Here is an 18651-nt window from a genome sequence, read left to right as displayed (position 1 = left end):
GCCGCCCGAGTCTCTCCTCGGACGGCCCATGCCTTCGTGCTCGGATCGTCAGATGCGGGACCACTTCTGGTTGGCGGCGCCGAGGCAGTCCCACAGGTGCAGCTTGCCGCCGTTGTTGGGGTTAACCTCCCGTACGTCCACGCACCTGTTGGCGTTGAGGTTGACCAGGTCGCCGGAGGCGTTGAGGGTGAAGCGTTGCGCGGTGTTGCCGTTGCAACTGACCAGGTTGACCTCGGTGCCGTTGGCGGTGCCGGCCCAGGCCGGGTCCATGCACTTGCCCATCGCGCGGATGGTCCCGTCGGAGGCGAAGGTCCAGCTCTGGGCCGCCGTGGTGTTGCAGTCCCAGATCTGGAGTTTGGCGCCCTCGACCGGGTTGGCGCCGGGGATGTCGATGCAGCGACCGCTCTGCGCGCCCCGGATCCGGTTGGTGCCGGGGGTTGGGTCGCCCCCGCCACCCGAGGTGTAGCTGGACACCCTGACGTAGTCGACGAGCATCTGCTGCGGGAACTGGGTCGAGCCGTCCGGGTAGCCGGGCCAGTTACCCCCGACCGCCACGTTGAGGATCATGAAGAAGGGGTGGTCGAACACCCAGCGGTTGCCGCCGAGCCGAGCGGGATCGACCCGGTGGAACTGCACGCCGTCGATGTACCAGGTGATGACGTTGGGCTCCCAGTCCACCCGGTAGGTGTGGAACGTGTCGGCGAGCGGCGCGCCGAGGGTGCGGCTGCCCGTGATGCCGCCGCCACCTGAGTAGCCGGGCCCGTGCACGGTGCCGAAGACGGTGTTGGGCTCCCGGCCGATGTTCTCCATGATGTCGATCTCGCCGGCGTCGGGCCACCCGCCGCCGGTGCCGAGCATCCAGAAGGCCGGCCAGATGCCCTGACCACGCGGGATCTTGATCCGGGCCTCGAACCGTCCGTACGTCTGGGTGAAGGTGGCCGCCGTCAGCAACCGTGCCGACGTGTACTCGCAGCGCCCGTAGTGGCACTGGTAGTTGGCGGGGTTGTCCCGGCGGGCGGTGATGACGAGGTTGCCCTGGCCGTCGTGGACGGCGTTGCTGGTGCTGTTCGTGTAATACTGCCGCTCGTTGTTGCCCCAGCCGCCGCCGCCGGTGTCGAACCGCCACTTGTTCTGGTCGACGGGCGTGCCGGCGGCGGAGTTGAACTCGTCCTGCCAGCTGATGGGGCCGATGGCGGCCTCGGCCCGGTCGGGGTGCGCCGGGACGACGAGCGCCGTCGCGGTCGCGACGAGGGCGGCCGCCAGGAGTACGAGGGGGCGGAAGCGGAGGCTGGGCCGGGTTGTGAACACGGGAGGCTCCTCAGCTTGGGGGTGATGGAGGCGGTTTACCAGGGTAGAGAGCGCTCTCTAAAGCGAAGCATGTCGATATCATGTCTTTCTGTCAAGAGTGTTTCCAATATCACGACCGTCCGTTACCGCCCGATGCTGAGCAGTGAGCGGCGGAGCACCGACCCGGGTCATCACAGTGGCATCGCTCGATGTATCCGAGTTGGACAGCATTACTCGACAGCTGTCGAATCGACCCTTCCTATTGCCGTGGGGCGTCCACGCGGGACAGGATGACGAGGCGTGCCGGAAACCTTCCCGTAACCTGCGCGCTGCTGGTCTCTGTCACAAGGAAGTGGGAGTCAGTCATGAGCGAGGCGTCGACGGCGCTGGGTGTGCGCCTCTACCCGGATCTGGTCGAGCGGGGTGGCCTGGCCCCCGCGCTCATCGAAACCGCTGCCCGCCACGGGCTCGATGTGGGCCAGGTGACCGCGCCGGAGCAGGGGCGGGCCCGATTCACCTGCGCCGAGCTGCACTCCGACGAGGGCGTGGTCTGCGTGGGGCTGGGATCGCAGGCCCGATACTTCATGATCGACCTGCGCGTCTCGGGAGAGGTTCTCGCCCGCGGTGACGTCATGGACCTGGCGCAGGTCGCCCAGGTGGCCGCGGCCTGGCGGGCTGGCCTGACGTTCGCCGAGCTGACCGCCCGGTTCCCGTTCATGGAGGAGATCAAGCACCGTCCGGCACCGGTGGCCCAGGTCAGCTAGCCGGGCAGGTCAGCAGCGCAGCCGGGGCGGCAGTGGTGCGTCGGCACCGACGTCCCGGTTGAGGTAGGTCGACTGGACGAAGTCGACGAAGCGTTCCGCGTCGGTCGCGATGGAGGCCAGTCCGAACGAGACGCGGACCGCGCCGCCCGTCGGTAGCCCCAGCGCGGCGAGGTACTGGTCGATCGTGTCGACCCCCGCCAACAGCCGCTGCCGCATCGACGTCCGGCTCATCCCGAACGCGCCCTCGGCCGCGCCCGGGTTGCAGAAACAGCCGGTACGCAGGGAGAAACCGGCCGCTGCCGCCTCCCGGGCCACGAGCCGTTCGTCGAACAGCGTGCCGTCCGGGTGGCGGAGGTTGAAGGTCAGCGTGCCACCGCGCCCCGCACCCGTCGTCGGTCCGTACACCTGGACCAGCGGCCCGCCGGTGTCGTGCCGCAGGGTGGCCAGCCGCTCCAGCAGCCACTCGGTGAGCAGGCCGACCCGGGCGTGGACGAGGTCCACGCCGATCGAGTCGAGCCAGCGCAGCCCGAAATCCACGTCCGGGATGCTCAGGAAGTTGAGCGTGCCGTCCTCGAACGCCGACTCGTCGTCCATCGGCCGGTGCCAGTCGCCCTGCACGCTCACCGCGCGGATCGTGCCGCCGGCGAACCACGGCCGGCGCAACCGGGCCAGCGCCGAACGGCGGGCCAGCAGCGCGCCGACCCCGGTGGGATAGCCGAAGAGCTTGTACCAGCTCAGGCAGACGAAATCCGGCCGGACGACGCTGAGGTCCAGCCGGTTCGTCGGCGCGTAGGCGGCCGCGTCGAGCAGCACGTCGTATCCGCGCTGGTGGGCCAGCTCCACCCAGCCCAGCGGGTGCTGCACCCCGGAGAAGTTGCTCTGCGCCGGATAGGCGAACAGCCCGGGCCGACCCCACCGACGGGCCAGGCTGCGTCGGCCGGCGTCGAGCGCCGCGACCAGTGCCGACTCAGCGACCCGCAGTTCCGGCCCGTTGAGCGGCACGTAGCGTACTGACGCGCGGGCCGAGCGGGCGTACTCGCGGATGCCGTTGACCGAGTTGTGGTTGTCCCAGGTGAGCACCAGCGGCGCGGCCCGGCCGAAGTCGTACGCCTCGCCGACCAGCCGGCAGGCGCCGCTGGCGTTCGGGGTGAAGATGACCGCGTACTCGTCCGGGTCGGCGCGGAAGAAGTCGAGCACCGCGCGTCGCGCCGACTCCACCAGCGAGCCCGCCGCGACGCTCGTGGGGTTCTCCGAGTGTGGGTTGCTGTACAGGCCGGCGAGCAACCGGTCGTGGTGGGCGCGAACCTGGGCCCGGGCGGCCACCCCGGCCCCGGCGTAGTCGAGGTACACCTGGCCGTCGGTGTCCAGGTGTCGGTACTCGGTGGCGCGCAGCTCGTCGATCCGGCCGGTAGCTGCGTAACCCGGCAGCGCCGTGGGGGAGGCGGGCGGCGTCGGGTCAGGACGCACGACGGGGATCCCGTCGGAGCAGGACCGCCCAGGCCGCGCCCAGGAAGAGCAGCACGAAACCGCCGAGCACCAGCCAGTCGACCCACACCGGCCGGGAGAAGCTGTCGCCGTACGTGGCCAGCAGCGGCGGGCCGAGCGGGGAGCCGCCGTCGCGCCAGAGCCGCTCCACCCCGGCGGTGTGCCCCAAGCCCTCGAACGCCCACCGGTTCGACATCGCGTAGCTGAGCCACTGACCACCGACCGCCATGGCCGGCACCGGCAGGATCGCGCCGACGAACAGCACCTGTGGGAAGCAGAGCATCGGCAGCATGAGCGTCGCCTGGGCCGCGTCGGACACGGCCGCCGAGCAGAGCAGACCGAGGGCGAGCGCCGCCGCCGAGGAGAGCAGCAGGGTCGCGTACAGGGCGGCGAAGTCGGCGCCGCCGACCGGCGGCAACCGGTCCATGCCGCGCAGCACCCCGAGCAGGGCCAGGTCCACCAGGGCCAGCAGCGGCAGCAGCACCGCGACCTTCGCCAACAGGTACGGGACCAGCCGGACCCCGGCCAGCCGCTCCCGGCGCAGGATCGGCAGCTCGGTGCAGATCTGGAGGAGCCCGTAGGTCAGCCCGAAGAAGAAGCCGCCGAACGCGATCCAGAACAGGATCATCACGGTCACCGTCGGGCTGGGGCTGGTCGGCTCGAACGCTCCCGGGCGGAACAGCAGCGCGAACATGCCGAGCACCATCAGCGGCGAGCCGAGCAGGATCGCCAGGGTCAGCCGGTTGCGGACGACGATCTCCGCGTTGCGCGCGGTGAGGACCGCCCACTGGCGCAACCGGCCGACGCGCCGGGGCGGCGTCACGGCGACGTCACCGTCTTCGGTGGTACGGGACGGCTGCCCGGTCGCGCGCTGCTCGGCGAAGCGATCGGGCCACTCGGCGGGTTGCGTCGCTTCGTCGAGCCGGAGGTGCACCTCGGCCAGGGATCGCACGCCGAAGAACTCCCGGGCGGCGGCCGGGGTGCCGGTGAACGCCAGCCGGCCCTGACGGGTCAGCACGACGACCCGGTCGCAGTGGTCCACGTCGGTGATCTGGTGGCTGGTCAGCACGACGGTGGCGCCCGTGTCCGCCAGCGCGCGGAGCACCCGGAGCAGTTCCACGGCGATCGCCGGGTCCAGTCCGGAGGTGGGCTCGTCCAGGAAGAACACGCCGGGCCGGGTGAGCAGCTCGACGGCGATGCTGGCGCGCTTGCGTTCACCGCCGCTGAGCAGGCCGACCGGCGTGGTGGCCCGGTCGGTGAGTCGCAGCTCGGCGAGCACCTCCGCGACCCGGTCACTGATCTCGACCGGCCCGGTGGTGGAGGGCAGGCGCAGTCGGGCGGCGTACCGCAGGGTGCGGGCCAGGGGCAGCTCGCGGTGGATGATGTCGTCCTGCGGAACGACACCGATGGTGTCGGCCGCGGCGGTGCCGTCGTACGTCACGGTGCCCGACGCCTGTCGCTGTACCCCGGCGAGGATCTCCAGCAGTGTGGTCTTGCCGGCGCCGCTGGCACCGATGATCGCGACCAGCTCGCCCGGCGCGATGCTCAGGGAGATGTCGGTCAGGATCTGCCGACCGCTCCGGACACTCTGGCCCAGACCCTGAGCGGCGATGCCGACCCCGGCACGCGGGGGAGACGTGGTCTGCTCGGTCGTCATGTCGAGTGCTCGATCCGGTCGGGGAGTGGTCCGCCTGAATATCGTGCCTCGCCGATGCTACTGAGCGGCCGCGCAGTGCGCCCGGAGTGGACGGTCAGTGACCGTCGTCCGTTCAGCCGGTGGTGGTCCGCGCCTGCGCCGGCACCTGGAGGAGATCGAGGCAGTTGCGCCACAGCGTCTCCATCTGAGTCGGATCGTTGAGCAACTTCGCGAGCAGGACCCGCCCCTCGATCTGCGCGACGATCGATCGGGCGGCCTCCCGGCTGTCGACCGCCGGGCCCGCCAGGCCGCGCTCCTTCGCCTCGACGACGACCTGCTCGATGAGGCTGATCTGCTCCTCGAAGATCTCTTGGAGCCGGCCGCGGATCTCCTCGGCCTGGTTGCTGAGTTCGAGGGCGAGGTTGCCGAACAGGCATCCCGCGACCACGCCAGCCTTCTGCTGGCCGACGCGCTGGACCTCCTCGGTGGCCTCGAACAGGTCCCGGAGCCGCTGTAGCGGGTCGCGTTCGCTGCCGAGCAACTGCTCCCACTGGCGGCGCTGGGTGACCCAGTGCTCGTCGATGACGGTGCGGGCGAGCGCCTGCTTGGACTCGAAGAAGTAGTAGAAGCTGCCCTTCGGCACGCCCGCCGCCGCGCAGATCTCGGCCACGCCGAGCGCCGTGTAGCCGCGTTGCTCGATCAGCGTGGCGGCCGCGTCGAGGATCTTGTTCTTCGCGTCACTGGTCCGACCCATGCCTCGACGATACACGACCGGTCGGCTAGCTTCTAGTAGACCAGTCGTCTAGGGGAGGTGGTTCCCTCATGAACAGCAGCCCCATGAACAGCGGTCAGGGACAGCGGGTCGCCGTGATCACCGGCGCCTCCCAGGGCATCGGCGCCGACCTCGTGGCCGCCTACCGCAAGCTCGGGTACGGCGTCGTGGCGACCTCGCGCTCGATCGGCGCGTCCGACGACCCGGAGATCGTCACGGTCCAGGGCGACATCGCCGAGGCCGACACGGCCGAGCGGGTGGTGCGTGCCGCACTGGACCGGTTCGGGCGGATCGACACGGTGGTGAACAACGCCGGCGTCTTCGTCGCCAAGCCGTTCACCGACTACACCGACGAAGAGTTCGACCTGGTCACCGGAGTCAACCTCGCCGGTTTCTTCCACCTCACCCGACGCGTCCTGCCGCACCTGCTGGCCGGGGGCTCGGGGCACATCGTCAGCATCACGACCAGCTTCGTCGACCAGCCCAGTTCGCACGTTCCGTCGGCGCTCGCGTCGCTGACCAAGGGCGGCCTCAGCTCGGCCACCAAGTCCCTGGCCATCGAGTACGCGGCGCGCGGCGTACGGGTCAACGCCGTCGCCCCCGGCATCATCAAGACCCCGATGCACCCGGTCGAGACGCACCAGACGCTCGCGGGCCTGCACCCGGTCGGCCGGATGGGCGAGACCAGCGACGTCGTCGACGCCGTCCTCTACCTCGAGTCCGCCCCGTTCGTCACCGGCGAGATCCTGCACGTCGACGGTGGGCAGAACGCCGGTCACTGATTCGGCCCGGCGGCGGCGGGTGAGACACCCCGCGCGGGGGGTACGTGAGTGGCACGGCCACCGCCTCGCGCGCCGGTGGATCGCCGGTCGCCGCCGGCCGGCGGCATTGATCATTTCGTGCGACCGTTGGCGGGTGATCAACACGAGGTTGGTCACCTGGAAGGAGACCGTCTCGTGGATCTGCCCGACGACCTGCTCACCTTGCTGCGCGAGCCGAGCACCTGCTTTGTCACGACGCTGATGCCCGACGGCTCACCGCAGCTCACCCAGACCTGGGTGGACACCGACGGCAAGCACATTCTGATCAACACCGTCGAGACCCACCAGAAGACCCGAAACGTCCGGCGGGACCCACGGGTGGCGGTGGCGATCTCCGACCCGCAGAAGCCGGGCCGCTACCACGAGGTCCGGGGGCGGGTGGTGCGGACCAGCACCGAGGGCGCCGCCGAGCACATCGACCAGTTGGCGCAGCGCTACCTCGGCGGGCCGTACCCCTGGTTCGGTGGTCGTGACCAGATCCGGATCATCCTGACCATCGAGCCCGATCGGGTGCGTTCGATGGGCTGACGGCGGTCAGGTGTCTCGGCGGGGCCGCCGTGCCTCGGCTCGGCCCGGCGGGGCCATCGTGCCTCGGTCGGCTAGCCCGGGGTACCGCCCCGTCGGCCACTGGTTCGGGCAGGCATGAACGGCCCAGCCGGGGGAAGACCGGCCGTTCCACCGCCGAACAGGAGAGCCGGGATGAGAGCCGTCGTCTACACGGACGTCCGGACGGTCGCGGTGCGGGAGGTGCCCGACGCGACACTGGAGGCGGAGACCGACGCGCTCGTGCGGATCACCTCCACCGCCCTGTGCGGCACGGACCTGCACATGTACGACGGACGGACCAGCGCCGAGCCCGGCCTGGTGCTCGGTCACGAACCGTTGGGCGTGGTGCGGGAGGTGGGCGCCGCGGTGCAGACCGTCCGGCCGGGCACCCGGGTGGTGATCCCCACGCACCTGTTCTGCGGGACGTGTGTGATGTGTGCCCGCGGGCTCTCGGCGGCCTGTCTGCGGGTCCGGGCCGAGGGGCCGGGTGCGGCGTACGGGTACGCGGGGATGGGCCCGTACCGGGGTGCGCAGGCCGACCTGCTGCGGGTGCCGTGGGCCGACGCCAACTGCGTACCCCTGCCCGGGGAGCCGGGGGACGCGTACGAGGACGACTTCGTGCTGCTCGCCGACGCGTTCGTCACCGGGTGGCACGCCGCCACCCTGGCCGACGTCGAGCCGGGCGACACCGTGGCGGTGTTCGGCGCCGGCACCGTCGGTCTGCTCGGCGCCTACTCGGCGCTGCTCCGGGGCGCCCGGGTGGTGTACTCCGTCGACGGGGTCGACGCCCGACTCGACAAGGCCGGCGAGATCGGGGCCGTACCGATCGACTTCCGGCGGGGCGACCCGGTCGAGCAGATCCGCGCCGACCGGGCCCGGACCGGGCTGCCCCAAGGCGAGGAGAAGCTGGGCGGGGTCGACAAGGTCATCGACGCGGTCGGGTTCCAGGCCCGTGACCGGGAGCACCCCGACCGGGAGCGTCCGAACCAGGTCATCGCCGACGCGGCCCGGCTGGTCAACGCCGCTGGCGCGATCGCGGTCGCCGGTGTGTACCCGGACCGGGACCCACACCCCGGGCCCGGCGCGGACGGTCACGAGGACCTCGTCGCGCCGTGGGGAGCGCTGTTCAGCAAGGGGGTGGCGGTCCGGTTCGGTCGCACCCACGACCGCCGCTACACCGTCCTGCTGCGGGACCTGGTCGTCGCGGGCCGGGCGCGGCCCAGCATGATCGTCACCCACCACGGCACCCTGGCCGACGCCCCCGAGTTGTATCGCCACTTCGACCGGCGGGAGCACGGAGTGATCAAGGCGGTGCTGCACCCGCGCTGACCGGAGTGGGCGAGGCGGTGGGCCGTCACGAACTGCGCTTAACGGACGCCAAGGCACTGACCTGTCGTAGGGTGCCCCCCGCCCGGCGACGGTGCCTGTCGATGCGCCCGGCCGGCAGAGGCGTGGGTCACATCAGTGGCCCGAGGTCAATGGTCCGCCGCTCGTACGGCGTTGGACCTGGTGCCCGATCATCATCGCTCGATGGCGTGGTGGGTGCGCTGCGCCACCGGCCGCACCCTCCCCGGCGCGTCTTGCCTGGTGGGAAAGCTGCGGGGAGCGGCGCGGGTCGATTGGCGCGTTGTCGCAGGTCGGCGTGGGTGCTGTGGTCGAACCGGGCACTGCGAGGGGCTGTGGTGGCCGCTGTGGCAGGCGAACACTGTGCCACATCTATATTGCCGGATTGTTACTTTTTCAACAGTCCCTCGCCTTGCGGATGGCCCTCCGGCCGCAATACGTTGCCGTCAACAACAAAACCAAGTGAAGGTTCAACCTTCCGGAGGCAACCGATGACGTTGGCGAGGTGGTACGAGCGATGAGCGACGTGCCCATCCTCCTTGAGATGCGCTCCATCACCAAGGAGTTTCCCGGAGTCAAGGCCCTCTCCGACGTCAACCTGGTGGTTCGCGCCGGCGAGATCCATGCCATCTGCGGCGAGAACGGCGCGGGCAAGTCCACCCTGATGAAGGTGCTCAGCGGGGTGTACCCGCACGGCACCTACGACGGCACGATCGTCTACCAGGGGTCGGAGAGCAAGTTCTCCGACATCCGGGCCAGCGAGAACGCCGGCATCGTGATCATCCACCAGGAGCTCGCGCTCATTCCAGGGATGTCGATCGCCGAGAACATCTTCCTCGGCAACGAACCGCGCAAGCGGGGCGCGATCGACTGGAAGGCCGCGAACCGGATGGCGCTGGACCTGATGGCCCGGGTCGGTCTGGAAGAGGACCCGGACACCCTGATCAAGGACATCGGGGTCGGCAAGCAGCAGCTCGTCGAGATCGCCAAGGCGTTCGCCAAGGACGTGAAGCTGCTCATCCTGGACGAGCCCACCGCGGCGCTGAACGAAGCCGACTCCAAGCACCTGCTGGACCTGCTGCGTGGGTTCCGCTCCCGTGGCATCACCTCGATCATGATCTCGCACAAGCTCAACGAGATCGAGGCGATCGCCGACCAGATCACCATCCTGCGCGACGGCCGGACCGTGGAGACCCTCGACGTCAAGGCGGACGGGGTCGACGAGGACCGGATCGTGCGGGGCATGGTCGGCCGTGAGCTGAGCAGCCGGTTCCCGGACCACACGCCGAAGATCGGTGACGTCTTCTTCGAGGTCCGCAACTGGAACGTCCGGCACCCGATCTCCGCCGAGCGGCAGGTCTGCAAGAACGAGAGCTTCGTGGTGCGCCGCGGCGAGATCGTCGGCTTCGCCGGTCTCATGGGCGCGGGCCGTACGGAACTCGCGATGAGTGTCTTCGGCCGCTCCTACGGGGTGTTCGAGTCGGGCACGATCGTCAAGGACGGCAAGGAGATCGTCCTGAAGTCGGTGGCGGATGCCATCGACAACGGCCTCGCGTACGTCAGCGAGGACCGCAAGGCGATCGGCCTCAACCTGCTCGACGACATCAAGACGTCGACGGTGGCCGCCAAGCTGTCCAAGATCTCGCACAACGGCGTCCTGAACGAGGTCGAGGAGTACCAGGCAGCTGAGTCGTACCGCAAGGAGTTGCGGACCAAGGCCCCGACGGTCGACGAGAGCGTCTCCAAGCTCTCTGGCGGCAACCAGCAGAAGGTCGTCCTGGCCAAGTGGATGTTCACCGACCCGGACCTGCTGATCCTCGACGAGCCGACGCGCGGCATCGACGTGGGCGCCAAGTACGAGATCTACGGCATCATCCAGCGGCTCGCCGACCAGGGGAAGGGCGTCATCGTCATCTCCTCGGAGCTGCCTGAGCTGATCGGGCTGTGCGACCGCATCTACACAGTGTTCGAAGGCGCCATCACGGGCGAGATCGCCCGGGCGGACGCCACCCCGGAAACCCTCATGAAGCAGATGACCTCGACGAAGAAGATGGCCACACGATGAGCCGATTGAAGGACCTTCAGAAGAACCTGTTCGGAGGCACCACCTCCAACGCTCGCCAGTTCGGAATGATCTTCACTCTGGTGGCGATCGTCGTCCTGTTCCAGATCCTGACCGACGGCCTCACCCTGCGGTCGGACAACCTGATCGCGCTGTTCCAGCAGAACTCGTACATTCTGATTCTGGCCATCGGCATGCTCATGGTGATCGTCGCCGGGCACATCGACCTCTCGGTCGGCTCAGTCGCCGCCTTCGCGGGCATCCTGGTGGCCAAGTCGATGACCGACTGGTCGCTGCCCTGGCCCGTCGCCATCCTGTTCGGCCTCGCCATCGGTGCGCTCATCGGCGCCTGGCAGGGCTTCTGGGTGGCCTACATCGGGGTTCCGGCGTTCATCGTCACCCTGGCCGGCATGCTGCTGTTCCGTGGTGGCAACCAGTACATCGGTAACGCCAACACGATCCCGGTGCCGGAGGGCTTCCGGGAGATCGGCTCCGGCTTCCTGCCCGAGTTCGGTCCGAACACCGGCTACAACAACGCCACGCTGCTGCTCGGCCTGGCCGCGGCGTTGGCTGTGGTGTGGCGCGAGATCCAGGCCCGCAAGACCCGACGGGCCATGGACGCCGACCCGGCGCCCATGTGGATCTCCATCCTGCGGATGGCCATCATGGTCGGCGTCATCGCCTTCGCGGCGCTGCGCTTCGCCAGCGGTCGCGTCGGCACCAGCTTCCCGATCTCCGGCATCATCCTGCTGGTCCTGGTGATCGCCTACTCCTTCTACACCCGCAACACGGCCGGTGGCCGGCACATCTACGCGGTGGGCGGCAACTCCCGGGCGGCCGAGCTGTCCGGTGTGAAGCTCAAGCGGGTCAACTTCTTCGTCATGATGAACATGTCCGTCCTGGCCGCGCTGGCCGGCATGATCTTCGTGGCCCGTTCGGCGGCCTCCGGACCGCAGGACGGCAACGGCTGGGAGCTGGACGCCATCGCCGCGGTCTTCATCGGTGGCGCGGCCGTCGCCGGCGGTATCGGCACCATCAGCGGGTCCATCGTCGGTGGTCTCGTCATGGCCGTGCTCAACAACGGCCTGCAGCTGATGGGCGTCGGCACCGACCGCGTCCAGATCATCAAGGGCCTGGTCCTGCTGCTGGCCGTCGCGATCGACGTCTACAACAAGAGCCAGGGGCGGTTCTCCGTCATCGGAAGTCTGATGCGGCCGTTCCGTCGGGACGACTCCGCCCCACCCGCCTCACCGCCGGACGCGGAGCGCGAGCCCGCCAAGGCAGCGGTGTCCGGCTGACGGCCACCGACCTCTCTACCCGCCTCACCATCTAGAAAGGCAAGTCCTCACCATGCGTAAATTCTTCGGCACGTCGGTGGTGGCCATCAGCGCCGCCGCCATGCTGGCCCTCGCCGGCTGCGGCTCCGGCCGCGACGGCGACAGCGACTCCGGCGGCGAGGCCGCCAAGGGCTTCGCGGCGAACTCGCTGATCGGCGTGGCCCTCCCGGCAAAGACCTCGGAGAACTGGGTCCTCGCCGGTGACCTGTTCACCAGCGGCCTCAAGGAGGCCGGTTTCGAGGCCCAGGTGCAGTACGCCGGCGCGTCGACCACTGTCGCCGACCAGCAGGCCCAGATCACCGCCATGGTGACCAAGGGCGCCAAGGTCATCGTCATCGGCGCGACCGACGCCGCGCAGCTGTCGACCCAGGTCGCCGCTGCCCACGCCCAGGGCGTGAAGGTCATCGCGTACGACCGGCTCATCACGAACACCCCGGACCTCGACTACTACGTCGCGTTCGACAACTTCAAGGTCGGCCAGCTCCAGGGCCAGGCCCTGCTGGACGGCATGAAGGCCAAGAAGCCGAACGGCCCGTACAACATCGAGCTGTTCTCCGGCTCGCCGGACGACAACAACGCCGGTGTCTTCTTCAACGGTGCGATGGACGTGCTCAAGCCGGAGATCGACAAGGGCAACGTCGTTGTCGCCTCGGGTCAGAAGGAGGTCAAGCAGACCGCCATCCAGGGCTGGAAGGCCGAGGGTGCGCAGGCCCGCATGGACCAGCTGCTGACCTCGACCTACGGCAGCAAGGAGCTGGACGGCGTCCTCTCCCCGAACGACACGCTGGCCCGCGCCATCCTGACCTCGGTCAAGGGTGCTGGCAAGCCGACCCCGATCGTCACCGGTCAGGACTCCGAGGTTGAGTCGGTCAAGTCGATCGTCAAGGGCGAGCAGTACATGACGATCAACAAGGACACCCGCAACCTGGTGAAGGAGACCATCAACATGGTCAAGGCTCTCCAGGCCGGCGACAAGCCGCAGGTGAACGACACCAAGTCCTACAACAACGGCAGCAAGGTCGTCGACACGTACCTGCTCCCGCCGGTCGCCGTCACCAAGGCGAACGCGGCTGAGGCGTACGCCACCGACCCGAAGCTCGCGCCGCTCACCAAGTAATCACCGCACGGTAGGTAGTAACGCCGATGGGTCCCGGGGTCTCCTCTACCGGGACCCATCGTCGTCCCTGCACCCCCGCACCAACCGGCTCGACCCGGAAGGAGGTCTGACCGTGGCGACACCAGTACGGGCCAGGCCAGCCGGCGTCGGCCGCAACGCCGAATCCCCGCTGCCATCGGTCCCCGGCGCCAGCCAGGAGGAGATCCGGCGGCAGAACCTCGGCGCTGTGCTGCGCTACGTCCACCTGCACGGACCGACGTCCCGCGCCGAGCTGACCAGCCGGCTCGGCCTCAACCGAAGCACCATCGGCGCCCTCGCGGCCGACCTGGTCACCAGCGGCCTGGTCACCGAGGAGGCCCCGACCACCGCCCGCCGCGCCGGCCGCCCCTCGCTGGTGGTCAGCCCCCGCTCCGACCGGGTCTACGCCCACGCGTTGAGCATCGACGCGGACCGGCTGCGCGCCGCCCGGGTCGGCCTCGGCGGGCAGATCCTCGATCGACGGGAGATCCCCCGACCCAGCGGCATGTCGGCGATCGAAGCCGTCGGGCCCCTCGCCGACCTGGTCCGCGAGATGGAACGCTCGGTGGCCGGCGACGCGCTGCTGGTCGGCGGCGCCGCCGCGGTCACCGACACCACCCGCGACCCGGACGGCAGGCTCCGGATCGCCAGCATCGACGAGACGCTCGGCGCCGCGCTGGAGGCGGAGTTCAGCTCCGGCCCCGGTTTCGTGGCCGGCGACCTGGCCGACATCGCCGGCCTGGCCGAGCACGTCCGGGGTGTCGCGGTCGGCATCGACGACGTCATCTACCTGCACGGCGACCTGGGCATCAGCGCCGGCATCATCGTCGGTGGCCGACTGGTGATCGGCCACCGGGGTCACAGCGGCAAGGTCGGCCACATGGTCGTCAACCCCAATGGTCTGCCCTGCGGCTGCGGTTCACGCGGTTGCTGGGAGACTGAGATCTCCGAAGCCGCGCTGTTGCGGCACGCCGGCCGTGACCCGAGCGACCGCGCGGCGGTGGCCGAGGTGCTGCGCGCGGCGGCGGAGGGCGACCCGACCGCCCGCGCGGCGGTCGAGCAGGTGGCGGACTGGCTCGGCTTTGGTGTGGCGAACCTGGTCAACGTGGTCAACCCGGACGCCGTGGTGTTCGGTGGCTCGCTGCGCGACATCTTCACCGCCGGCGCGGACGTGGTCCGGGACCGGCTCGACACCATGCCGTTGCCCGCCTCCCGCGAGCACCTGCGGTTGCGCGCGGCGGCACTCGGCCGCGACGCCGTCCTGATCGGCGCCGCCGAGTTGGCGTTCGACAAACTCCTGGCCGACCCGTTGAACGTCGGCGTCGCGGGCCAGGTCGGGACCGCCGAGCCCGAGTAGCCGCGACTGCCCGCCGGCGCCGCCTGGCTCCGAAAGCGTCCTGACGTCGGCCGCGACGATTGCCGCTGGCGCCATCCTGCCCCACTCAGCCGGGCCTTCAGAAGGCTTCCCGTACGCGCTATCGTACGTCGTACGGTAGGGCGGGCAGAAGTTGCGGGAGGGGAAGCGCTGTGACGACAAGGGCCGACGCGATAGTGGCGCAAGGGCTGCGCAAGCGGTATCGGGACCGGTACGCGCTGGACGGGTTCGACCTGCGGGTGCCGCGGGGAACCGTATGCGGCCTGCTCGGCCCGAACGGGGCCGGCAAGACCACCTCGGTGCGGATCCTCTCCACCCTGCTCCGACTCGACGAGGGTCGTGCCGAGGTGGCCGGCTTCGACGTGGCCCACCAGCCCGACCAGGTGCGCTACCGGATCGGGCTGGTGGGGCAGCATCCCGCGCTCGACGAGGCGCTGAGCGGCCGGCAGAATCTGGTGCTCTTCGGCCGGCTGTTTCATCTGGGTCGCCGCCGGGCCCGCCAACGGGCGGTCGAGCTGCTGCAACGCTTCGGTCTCGCTGACGCCGCCGAGCAGCCGGTCAGCACGTACTCCGGAGGCATGCGCCGACGGCTCGACCTGGCGGCCGGCATGATCCTGGCCCCGGCGGTCCTCTTCCTCGACGAGCCCACCACCGGGCTGGACCCACGTGGTCGCAACGAGGTGTGGGAGTCGGTCCGGGAGTTGGTACGCGCCGGCACCACAGTGCTGCTCACCACCCAGCAACTCGACGAGGCCGACCAGCTCGCCGACCGGATCTCGGTGGTCGAGGCCGGCCGGGTGATCGCCGAGGGAACTCCGGACGAGCTCAAGGCCCGGCTCGGCGGCGACCGGATCGAGGTGGTCGTCGCCGCGCCGACCGACCTTTCCGCCGCCGTCGCCCAGGTACGCCGGGCGGCCGACGACGAACCGACTGTCGACGTGGACCGGCGGATGGTGAGCGTCCGGGTCGGTCACCAGGCCGGCGCGCTCGTCGACGTGTTGCGGGCGCTCGATGCCGTGAACGTCCCGGTGGCGGACGTCGCGCTGCGCCGGCCAACCCTGGACGACGTGTTCCTGCACCTCACCGGGCACCGGGCGGCGAACGCCGAGGTGGCAGCATGAGCGCGGTGAGCATGCCGGCCCCGCCGGTGGATCTGACGCCCGGCCGGCCCACCCTCCTGGCCGACAGCAGCACGCTGATCTGGCGCGGCCTCGCCCGGTGGCGACGCGATCCCGGCCCGCTGATCGCCTCGCTCGGCTTCAACATCCTGATCGTGCTGATGTTCGCCTACCTGTTCGGTGGCGCGATGCAGGTGCCCGGCGGTGGGAGCTACCGAGAGTTCCTGATGCCCGGCATGTTCGTGATGACCATGGTCTTCGGCATCAGCCTCACCACGATCGCCGTCGCCGAGGACCTGGAGCGCGGGGTGACCGACAGGCTCCGATCGATGCCCGTCTCGCCGCTGGCGCCGCTGGCGGCGAGGGCTGTGGCCGACATGCTGTTCGCGCTGGTCACCCTCGGGGCCCTGCTGCTGACCGGTCTCGCAGTCGGGTGGCGGGCACACGGTGGGGTCGGCGCCACACTGGCGGCGGTGGGACTGATCCTGCTGCTGCGCTTCGCAGTGATCTGGGTCGGCATCTTCCTCGGGTTGGTCACCCGCGGGCAGACGGCCGTCGTGGCCGTGCAGACCCTGGAGTTTCCGCTCGGCTTCCTCTCCAACGCGTTCGTCGCGCCGTCCACAATGCCCGCCTGGCTCGGCGCGGTGGCCGCGTGGAACCCGCTGTCGGCGACCGTCGGCGCCACCCGCGAGCTGTTCGGCAACCCCGGCTGGGGCGGCGACTCCTGGGCGGCGCAGCACTACCCGTGGCTGGCGGTGCTGTGGCCGCTCGTCCTGGTCGCGGTCTTCCTGCCGCTCTCGGTCGCCCGCTACCGACGGCTGACCGGCTGAGTGGACGCCACGGCCGAGCGCCGGCGCGGCACGCTCACCGTGCACGCCGTCCACGAGGACGTGCCCTTCATTCCGGAGGTGACCAGGGCCGTGCACGAGGAGCTGCACGACCTGGCGTCCTGGCTGTCGCTGACCGTCGAGGGCCTGCGCTGACGGGTGCTCGTCGAGGCCCCCGCTCCCCGACGAGCACCCGTCGCCCAACTAGGCGATCCGGCGGATCCGGCGCACCGCCAGGTAGAGCAGGAGCACGGCGAGGGCGACGAAGATGCCCGTCTCGATGCCCTGGAACAGCCAGAACCGGTCCGCCGGCTGGTAGAGCTGCCAGTTGTACGCGCCCGGCTCGAGGCCCAACTCGGAGCCGCAGACCCGACCGTCCGGCCCCTTGCCACCCGGCGGGCACTGGATCCGGCCGCCCTCCGCGATCATCGTGCCGTCGGGATTCCGGACGCCCTGCGCGAGGACCCAGTCTCCCCGGCTGATCTCCGGTGGCCCTTCACCCTCGATCGGGAAGGTCTGGGTCTGGGCCGGCTGATAGTGCCGTCGGGCCAGCAGCTCCACCGCCGCCCGTACGCCGATGAAGCCGGCGAGGGTGATGCCCATGGCGGGCAGCATCCGCTTCCAGACGGTGCCGGCGAAGACGCCGAGCGCCACGGCGAACAGGGTGTACCCGATCGGGACGATGCCCTGCAGATCGAAGACGATCATGCCGAACCGGCCCTCGTGCGCGGCCTTGGTGAGCGGGTCGACCCACCAGGACATGCCCAGCCCGTAGACCGTCGCGAGGATCAGAACGGACCCGCTCACCAGGCCGAACTTCACCAGGGCCCAGTGGGTCCGGCCGACGCCCTGGGTCCAGATGAACCGGTGCGTGCCCTGCTCCACCTCGCGGGCGACCAGCGGCGCACCCCAGAAGAGGCCGACCAGCACCGGCAGGGTGATCAGCAGTACGGCCACCAGACTGAGGTTGCCGTACTGGTTACCGAAGCGCCGATAGCCCGCATCGCACGTTTCCCGGGTCGCCTGCGCCACGTCGGCGCGGGCGAGTTGGCTGGCGCAGTCCGTCAGCCCGAGGTCGGAGAAGGTGTGCCGCATCGCCAGGCCGATCGGCACCAGCAGGGCGGCCAGTGCCGCGAGCCCCAGCAGTGTGTAGAACGCCTGCTTGCGATGTTGCCGCCAGGTCAACCAGATCATGCTGCTACCCCCCACTCGCTGTGACTGGTCTGCGTGGTGCCGTCGGCCAGGTAGGCCAGCACGACGTCCTCCAGGCTCACCTCGCGGACCGTCCAGGCCGGATCGGTGACCGGCCCGTCGGTGCGGACGAGCAACGTGGACTGCCGGTCGGTGTGGCTGGCCCGGATCACTGCGGCGACGCCCCCGACAGCGCCGCCGTCGTGCCGCGGCCCGACGAGCTGCCGGTGCCCGGCGACCAGGTCGTCGACAGCGCCGGTCAGCTGTACCTGGGAGGCGTTCAGCACGATCAGGTAGTCGCAAACGCGTTCCAGGTCGGCCAGCAGGTGCGAGGAGAGCAGAACTGTGGTGCCCGACTCCGCGACGCTGCCCATCAACGACTGGAGGAACTCCCGTCGAGCCAGGGGGTCGAGGCTGGCGACCGGTTCGTCGAGCAGCAGCAGCCGCGGCTGCTTGGCCAGTGCCAGGGCCAGCGCGACCTGGGCCCGTTGACCGCCGGAGAGCTTGCCGACCGGCTTGTCCGGCGGGATGCCGAGCTGCGCCAGCCGCTGGCGGGCCAACGCCGCGTCCCACCGCTTGTTCAGCTTGCCGCCGGCGATGACCAGCTCGGCCGCGGTGAAGTCCCGGTACAGCGGGGTGTCCTGGGCGACGAAACCGATGTCGGCCAGGCCCTCCGTGTCGCCGTACGGGGATCGACCGAACACCCGGACCGTGCCCGCGTCGGGCTTGAGCAGCCCGACGGCCAGGTGCAACAGCGTGCTCTTGCCCGCGCCGTTCGGCCCGACCAACGCGGCGATCCGGCCGGCCGGCAGATGCAGCGAGCAGTCCCGCAACGCCCAGGTGCTGCCGTACCGCTTGCCGAGCCGGTCTGCTTCCAAGACCATGTCCATCCCGTGTCCTCTCGTTCCGTTCACGCCACCGCTTCGCGGTCGCGCGAGCGCTTGTGGTGCC

At 70.0% G+C, this 18651-nt stretch carries 17 protein-coding genes; 11 read left to right on the top strand and 6 right to left on the bottom strand.

The annotated features are described in order from the left end of the window. Nucleotides 1–48: 48 nt before the first annotated feature. Nucleotides 49–1308 carry a family 16 glycosylhydrolase gene (locus ABZS40_RS05985; protein ID WP_354942240.1) on the bottom strand — a complete coding sequence of 420 codons (1260 nt, stop codon included), beginning with the start codon at nucleotides 1306–1308 and terminating at the stop codon, nucleotides 49–51. Nucleotides 1309–1652: 344 nt separating this feature from the next. On the opposite strand from ABZS40_RS05985, the gene ABZS40_RS05980 reads away from it, so the two are divergent. Further along, nucleotides 1653–2051 carry a hypothetical protein gene (locus ABZS40_RS05980; protein ID WP_354942239.1) on the top strand — a complete coding sequence of 133 codons (399 nt, stop codon included), beginning with the start codon at nucleotides 1653–1655 and terminating at the stop codon, nucleotides 2049–2051. 9 nt (nucleotides 2052–2060) lie between these two features. Here the strand turns inward: ABZS40_RS05980 and ABZS40_RS05975 are convergent, their stop codons facing one another. The 3 genes from ABZS40_RS05975 to ABZS40_RS05965 all read right to left on the bottom strand — a co-directional run bounded on the left by ABZS40_RS05975 (nucleotide 2061) and on the right by ABZS40_RS05965 (nucleotide 5926). Beyond that, complete coding sequence (locus ABZS40_RS05975; RefSeq protein WP_354942238.1) at nucleotides 2061–3518, bottom strand: aminotransferase class V-fold PLP-dependent enzyme; 1458 nt, start codon at nucleotides 3516–3518, stop codon at nucleotides 2061–2063. Continuing rightward, the gene (locus ABZS40_RS05970) at nucleotides 3508–5193 is read right to left on the bottom strand and encodes an ATP-binding cassette domain-containing protein (RefSeq protein WP_354942237.1); all 1686 of its coding nucleotides are present in this window, start codon (nucleotides 5191–5193) and stop codon (nucleotides 3508–3510) included. The genes ABZS40_RS05975 and ABZS40_RS05970 overlap by 11 nt, the downstream gene beginning before the upstream one ends. Before the next feature lie 112 nt (nucleotides 5194–5305). Then, the gene (locus ABZS40_RS05965; RefSeq protein ID WP_354942236.1) at nucleotides 5306–5926 is read right to left on the bottom strand and encodes a TetR/AcrR family transcriptional regulator; all 621 of its coding nucleotides are present in this window, start codon (nucleotides 5924–5926) and stop codon (nucleotides 5306–5308) included. A 68-nt stretch (nucleotides 5927–5994) separates the two neighbouring features. Between ABZS40_RS05965 and ABZS40_RS05960 the strand changes: the two genes are divergently transcribed. The 10 genes from ABZS40_RS05960 (at nucleotide 5995) to ABZS40_RS05915 (ending at nucleotide 16665) form a co-directional block, all read left to right on the top strand. Then, a complete protein-coding gene (locus ABZS40_RS05960; protein WP_354942235.1) occupies nucleotides 5995–6726 on the top strand; it encodes an SDR family oxidoreductase in 732 nt (243 codons plus the stop codon). Between the two features lie 174 nt (nucleotides 6727–6900). After that, nucleotides 6901–7293 carry a PPOX class F420-dependent oxidoreductase gene (locus tag ABZS40_RS05955; RefSeq protein ID WP_354942234.1) on the top strand — a complete coding sequence of 131 codons (393 nt, stop codon included), beginning with the start codon at nucleotides 6901–6903 and terminating at the stop codon, nucleotides 7291–7293. Between the two features lie 171 nt (nucleotides 7294–7464). Beyond that, complete coding sequence (locus ABZS40_RS05950; RefSeq protein WP_354942233.1) at nucleotides 7465–8640, top strand: glutathione-independent formaldehyde dehydrogenase; 1176 nt, start codon at nucleotides 7465–7467, stop codon at nucleotides 8638–8640. A gap of 532 nt (nucleotides 8641–9172) precedes the next feature. Further along, on the top strand, nucleotides 9173–10720 hold the full coding sequence (gene mmsA, locus ABZS40_RS05945) for a multiple monosaccharide ABC transporter ATP-binding protein (RefSeq protein WP_354942232.1): 1548 nt from the start codon (nucleotides 9173–9175) through the stop codon (nucleotides 10718–10720). Next, nucleotides 10717–12015, top strand: a complete 1299-nt coding sequence (gene mmsB, locus ABZS40_RS05940) for a multiple monosaccharide ABC transporter permease (protein ID WP_354942231.1) — start codon at nucleotides 10717–10719, stop codon at nucleotides 12013–12015. The genes mmsA and mmsB overlap by 4 nt, the downstream gene beginning before the upstream one ends. Nucleotides 12016–12067: 52 nt before the next feature. Then, the gene (locus tag ABZS40_RS05935) at nucleotides 12068–13171 is read left to right on the top strand and encodes a sugar-binding protein (RefSeq protein WP_354942230.1); all 1104 of its coding nucleotides are present in this window, start codon (nucleotides 12068–12070) and stop codon (nucleotides 13169–13171) included. A 112-nt stretch (nucleotides 13172–13283) separates the two neighbouring features. Further along, a complete protein-coding gene (locus ABZS40_RS05930; protein WP_354942229.1) occupies nucleotides 13284–14546 on the top strand; it encodes an ROK family transcriptional regulator in 1263 nt (420 codons plus the stop codon). 170 nt (nucleotides 14547–14716) lie between these two features. Next, nucleotides 14717–15685, top strand: coding sequence for an ATP-binding cassette domain-containing protein (locus tag ABZS40_RS05925; RefSeq protein ID WP_354942228.1), 969 nt, complete (start codon nucleotides 14717–14719; stop codon nucleotides 15683–15685). After that, entirely contained in the window at nucleotides 15682–16512 is an 831-nt protein-coding gene (locus ABZS40_RS05920; RefSeq protein WP_354942227.1) for an ABC transporter permease, read from the top strand. Before ABZS40_RS05925 ends, ABZS40_RS05920 begins: the two co-directional genes overlap by 4 nt. Further along, on the top strand, nucleotides 16513–16665 hold the full coding sequence (locus ABZS40_RS05915) for a hypothetical protein (protein ID WP_354942226.1): 153 nt from the start codon (nucleotides 16513–16515) through the stop codon (nucleotides 16663–16665). It begins immediately after the preceding gene. A 48-nt stretch (nucleotides 16666–16713) separates the two neighbouring features. Here the strand turns inward: ABZS40_RS05915 and ABZS40_RS05910 are convergent, their stop codons facing one another. Next, nucleotides 16714–17703 carry a transporter gene (locus ABZS40_RS05910; RefSeq protein WP_354942225.1) on the bottom strand — a complete coding sequence of 330 codons (990 nt, stop codon included), beginning with the start codon at nucleotides 17701–17703 and terminating at the stop codon, nucleotides 16714–16716. Next, a complete protein-coding gene (locus ABZS40_RS05905; RefSeq protein WP_354942224.1) occupies nucleotides 17700–18590 on the bottom strand; it encodes an ABC transporter ATP-binding protein in 891 nt (296 codons plus the stop codon). Before ABZS40_RS05905 ends, ABZS40_RS05910 begins: the two co-directional genes overlap by 4 nt. Between the last annotated feature and the right edge of the window lie 61 nt (nucleotides 18591–18651).

Origin of the sequence: Micromonospora sp. NPDC005324 (assembly GCF_040607155.1) — a bacterium.
GTDB classification, from domain to species: Bacteria; Actinomycetota; Actinomycetes; order Mycobacteriales; family Micromonosporaceae; genus Micromonospora; species Micromonospora trifolii.
Note: the sequence above shows the minus strand (reverse complement) of the source record. Positions and strands in the feature narration are given on the sequence as shown.

What these genes read in the sequence shown, in the direction of transcription:
- ABZS40_RS05980 (WP_354942239.1), top strand. Translation starts at nt 1,653, where the DNA reads ATGAGCGAGGCGTCGACGGCGCTGGGTGTGCGCCTCTACCCGGATCTG.
- ABZS40_RS05970 (WP_354942237.1), bottom strand. Translation starts at nt 5,193, where the DNA reads ATGACGACCGAGCAGACCACGTCTCCCCCGCGTGCCGGGGTCGGCATC.
- ABZS40_RS05965 (WP_354942236.1), bottom strand. Translation starts at nt 5,926, where the DNA reads ATGGGTCGGACCAGTGACGCGAAGAACAAGATCCTCGACGCGGCCGCC.
- ABZS40_RS05960 (WP_354942235.1), top strand. Translation starts at nt 5,995, where the DNA reads ATGAACAGCAGCCCCATGAACAGCGGTCAGGGACAGCGGGTCGCCGTG.
- ABZS40_RS05950 (WP_354942233.1), top strand. Translation starts at nt 7,465, where the DNA reads ATGAGAGCCGTCGTCTACACGGACGTCCGGACGGTCGCGGTGCGGGAG.
- mmsA (WP_354942232.1), top strand. Translation starts at nt 9,173, where the DNA reads ATGAGCGACGTGCCCATCCTCCTTGAGATGCGCTCCATCACCAAGGAG.
- mmsB (WP_354942231.1), top strand. Translation starts at nt 10,717, where the DNA reads ATGAGCCGATTGAAGGACCTTCAGAAGAACCTGTTCGGAGGCACCACC.
- ABZS40_RS05935 (WP_354942230.1), top strand. Translation starts at nt 12,068, where the DNA reads ATGCGTAAATTCTTCGGCACGTCGGTGGTGGCCATCAGCGCCGCCGCC.
- ABZS40_RS05920 (WP_354942227.1), top strand. Translation starts at nt 15,682, where the DNA reads ATGAGCGCGGTGAGCATGCCGGCCCCGCCGGTGGATCTGACGCCCGGC.
- ABZS40_RS05910 (WP_354942225.1), bottom strand. Translation starts at nt 17,703, where the DNA reads ATGATCTGGTTGACCTGGCGGCAACATCGCAAGCAGGCGTTCTACACA.
- ABZS40_RS05905 (WP_354942224.1), bottom strand. Translation starts at nt 18,590, where the DNA reads ATGGACATGGTCTTGGAAGCAGACCGGCTCGGCAAGCGGTACGGCAGC.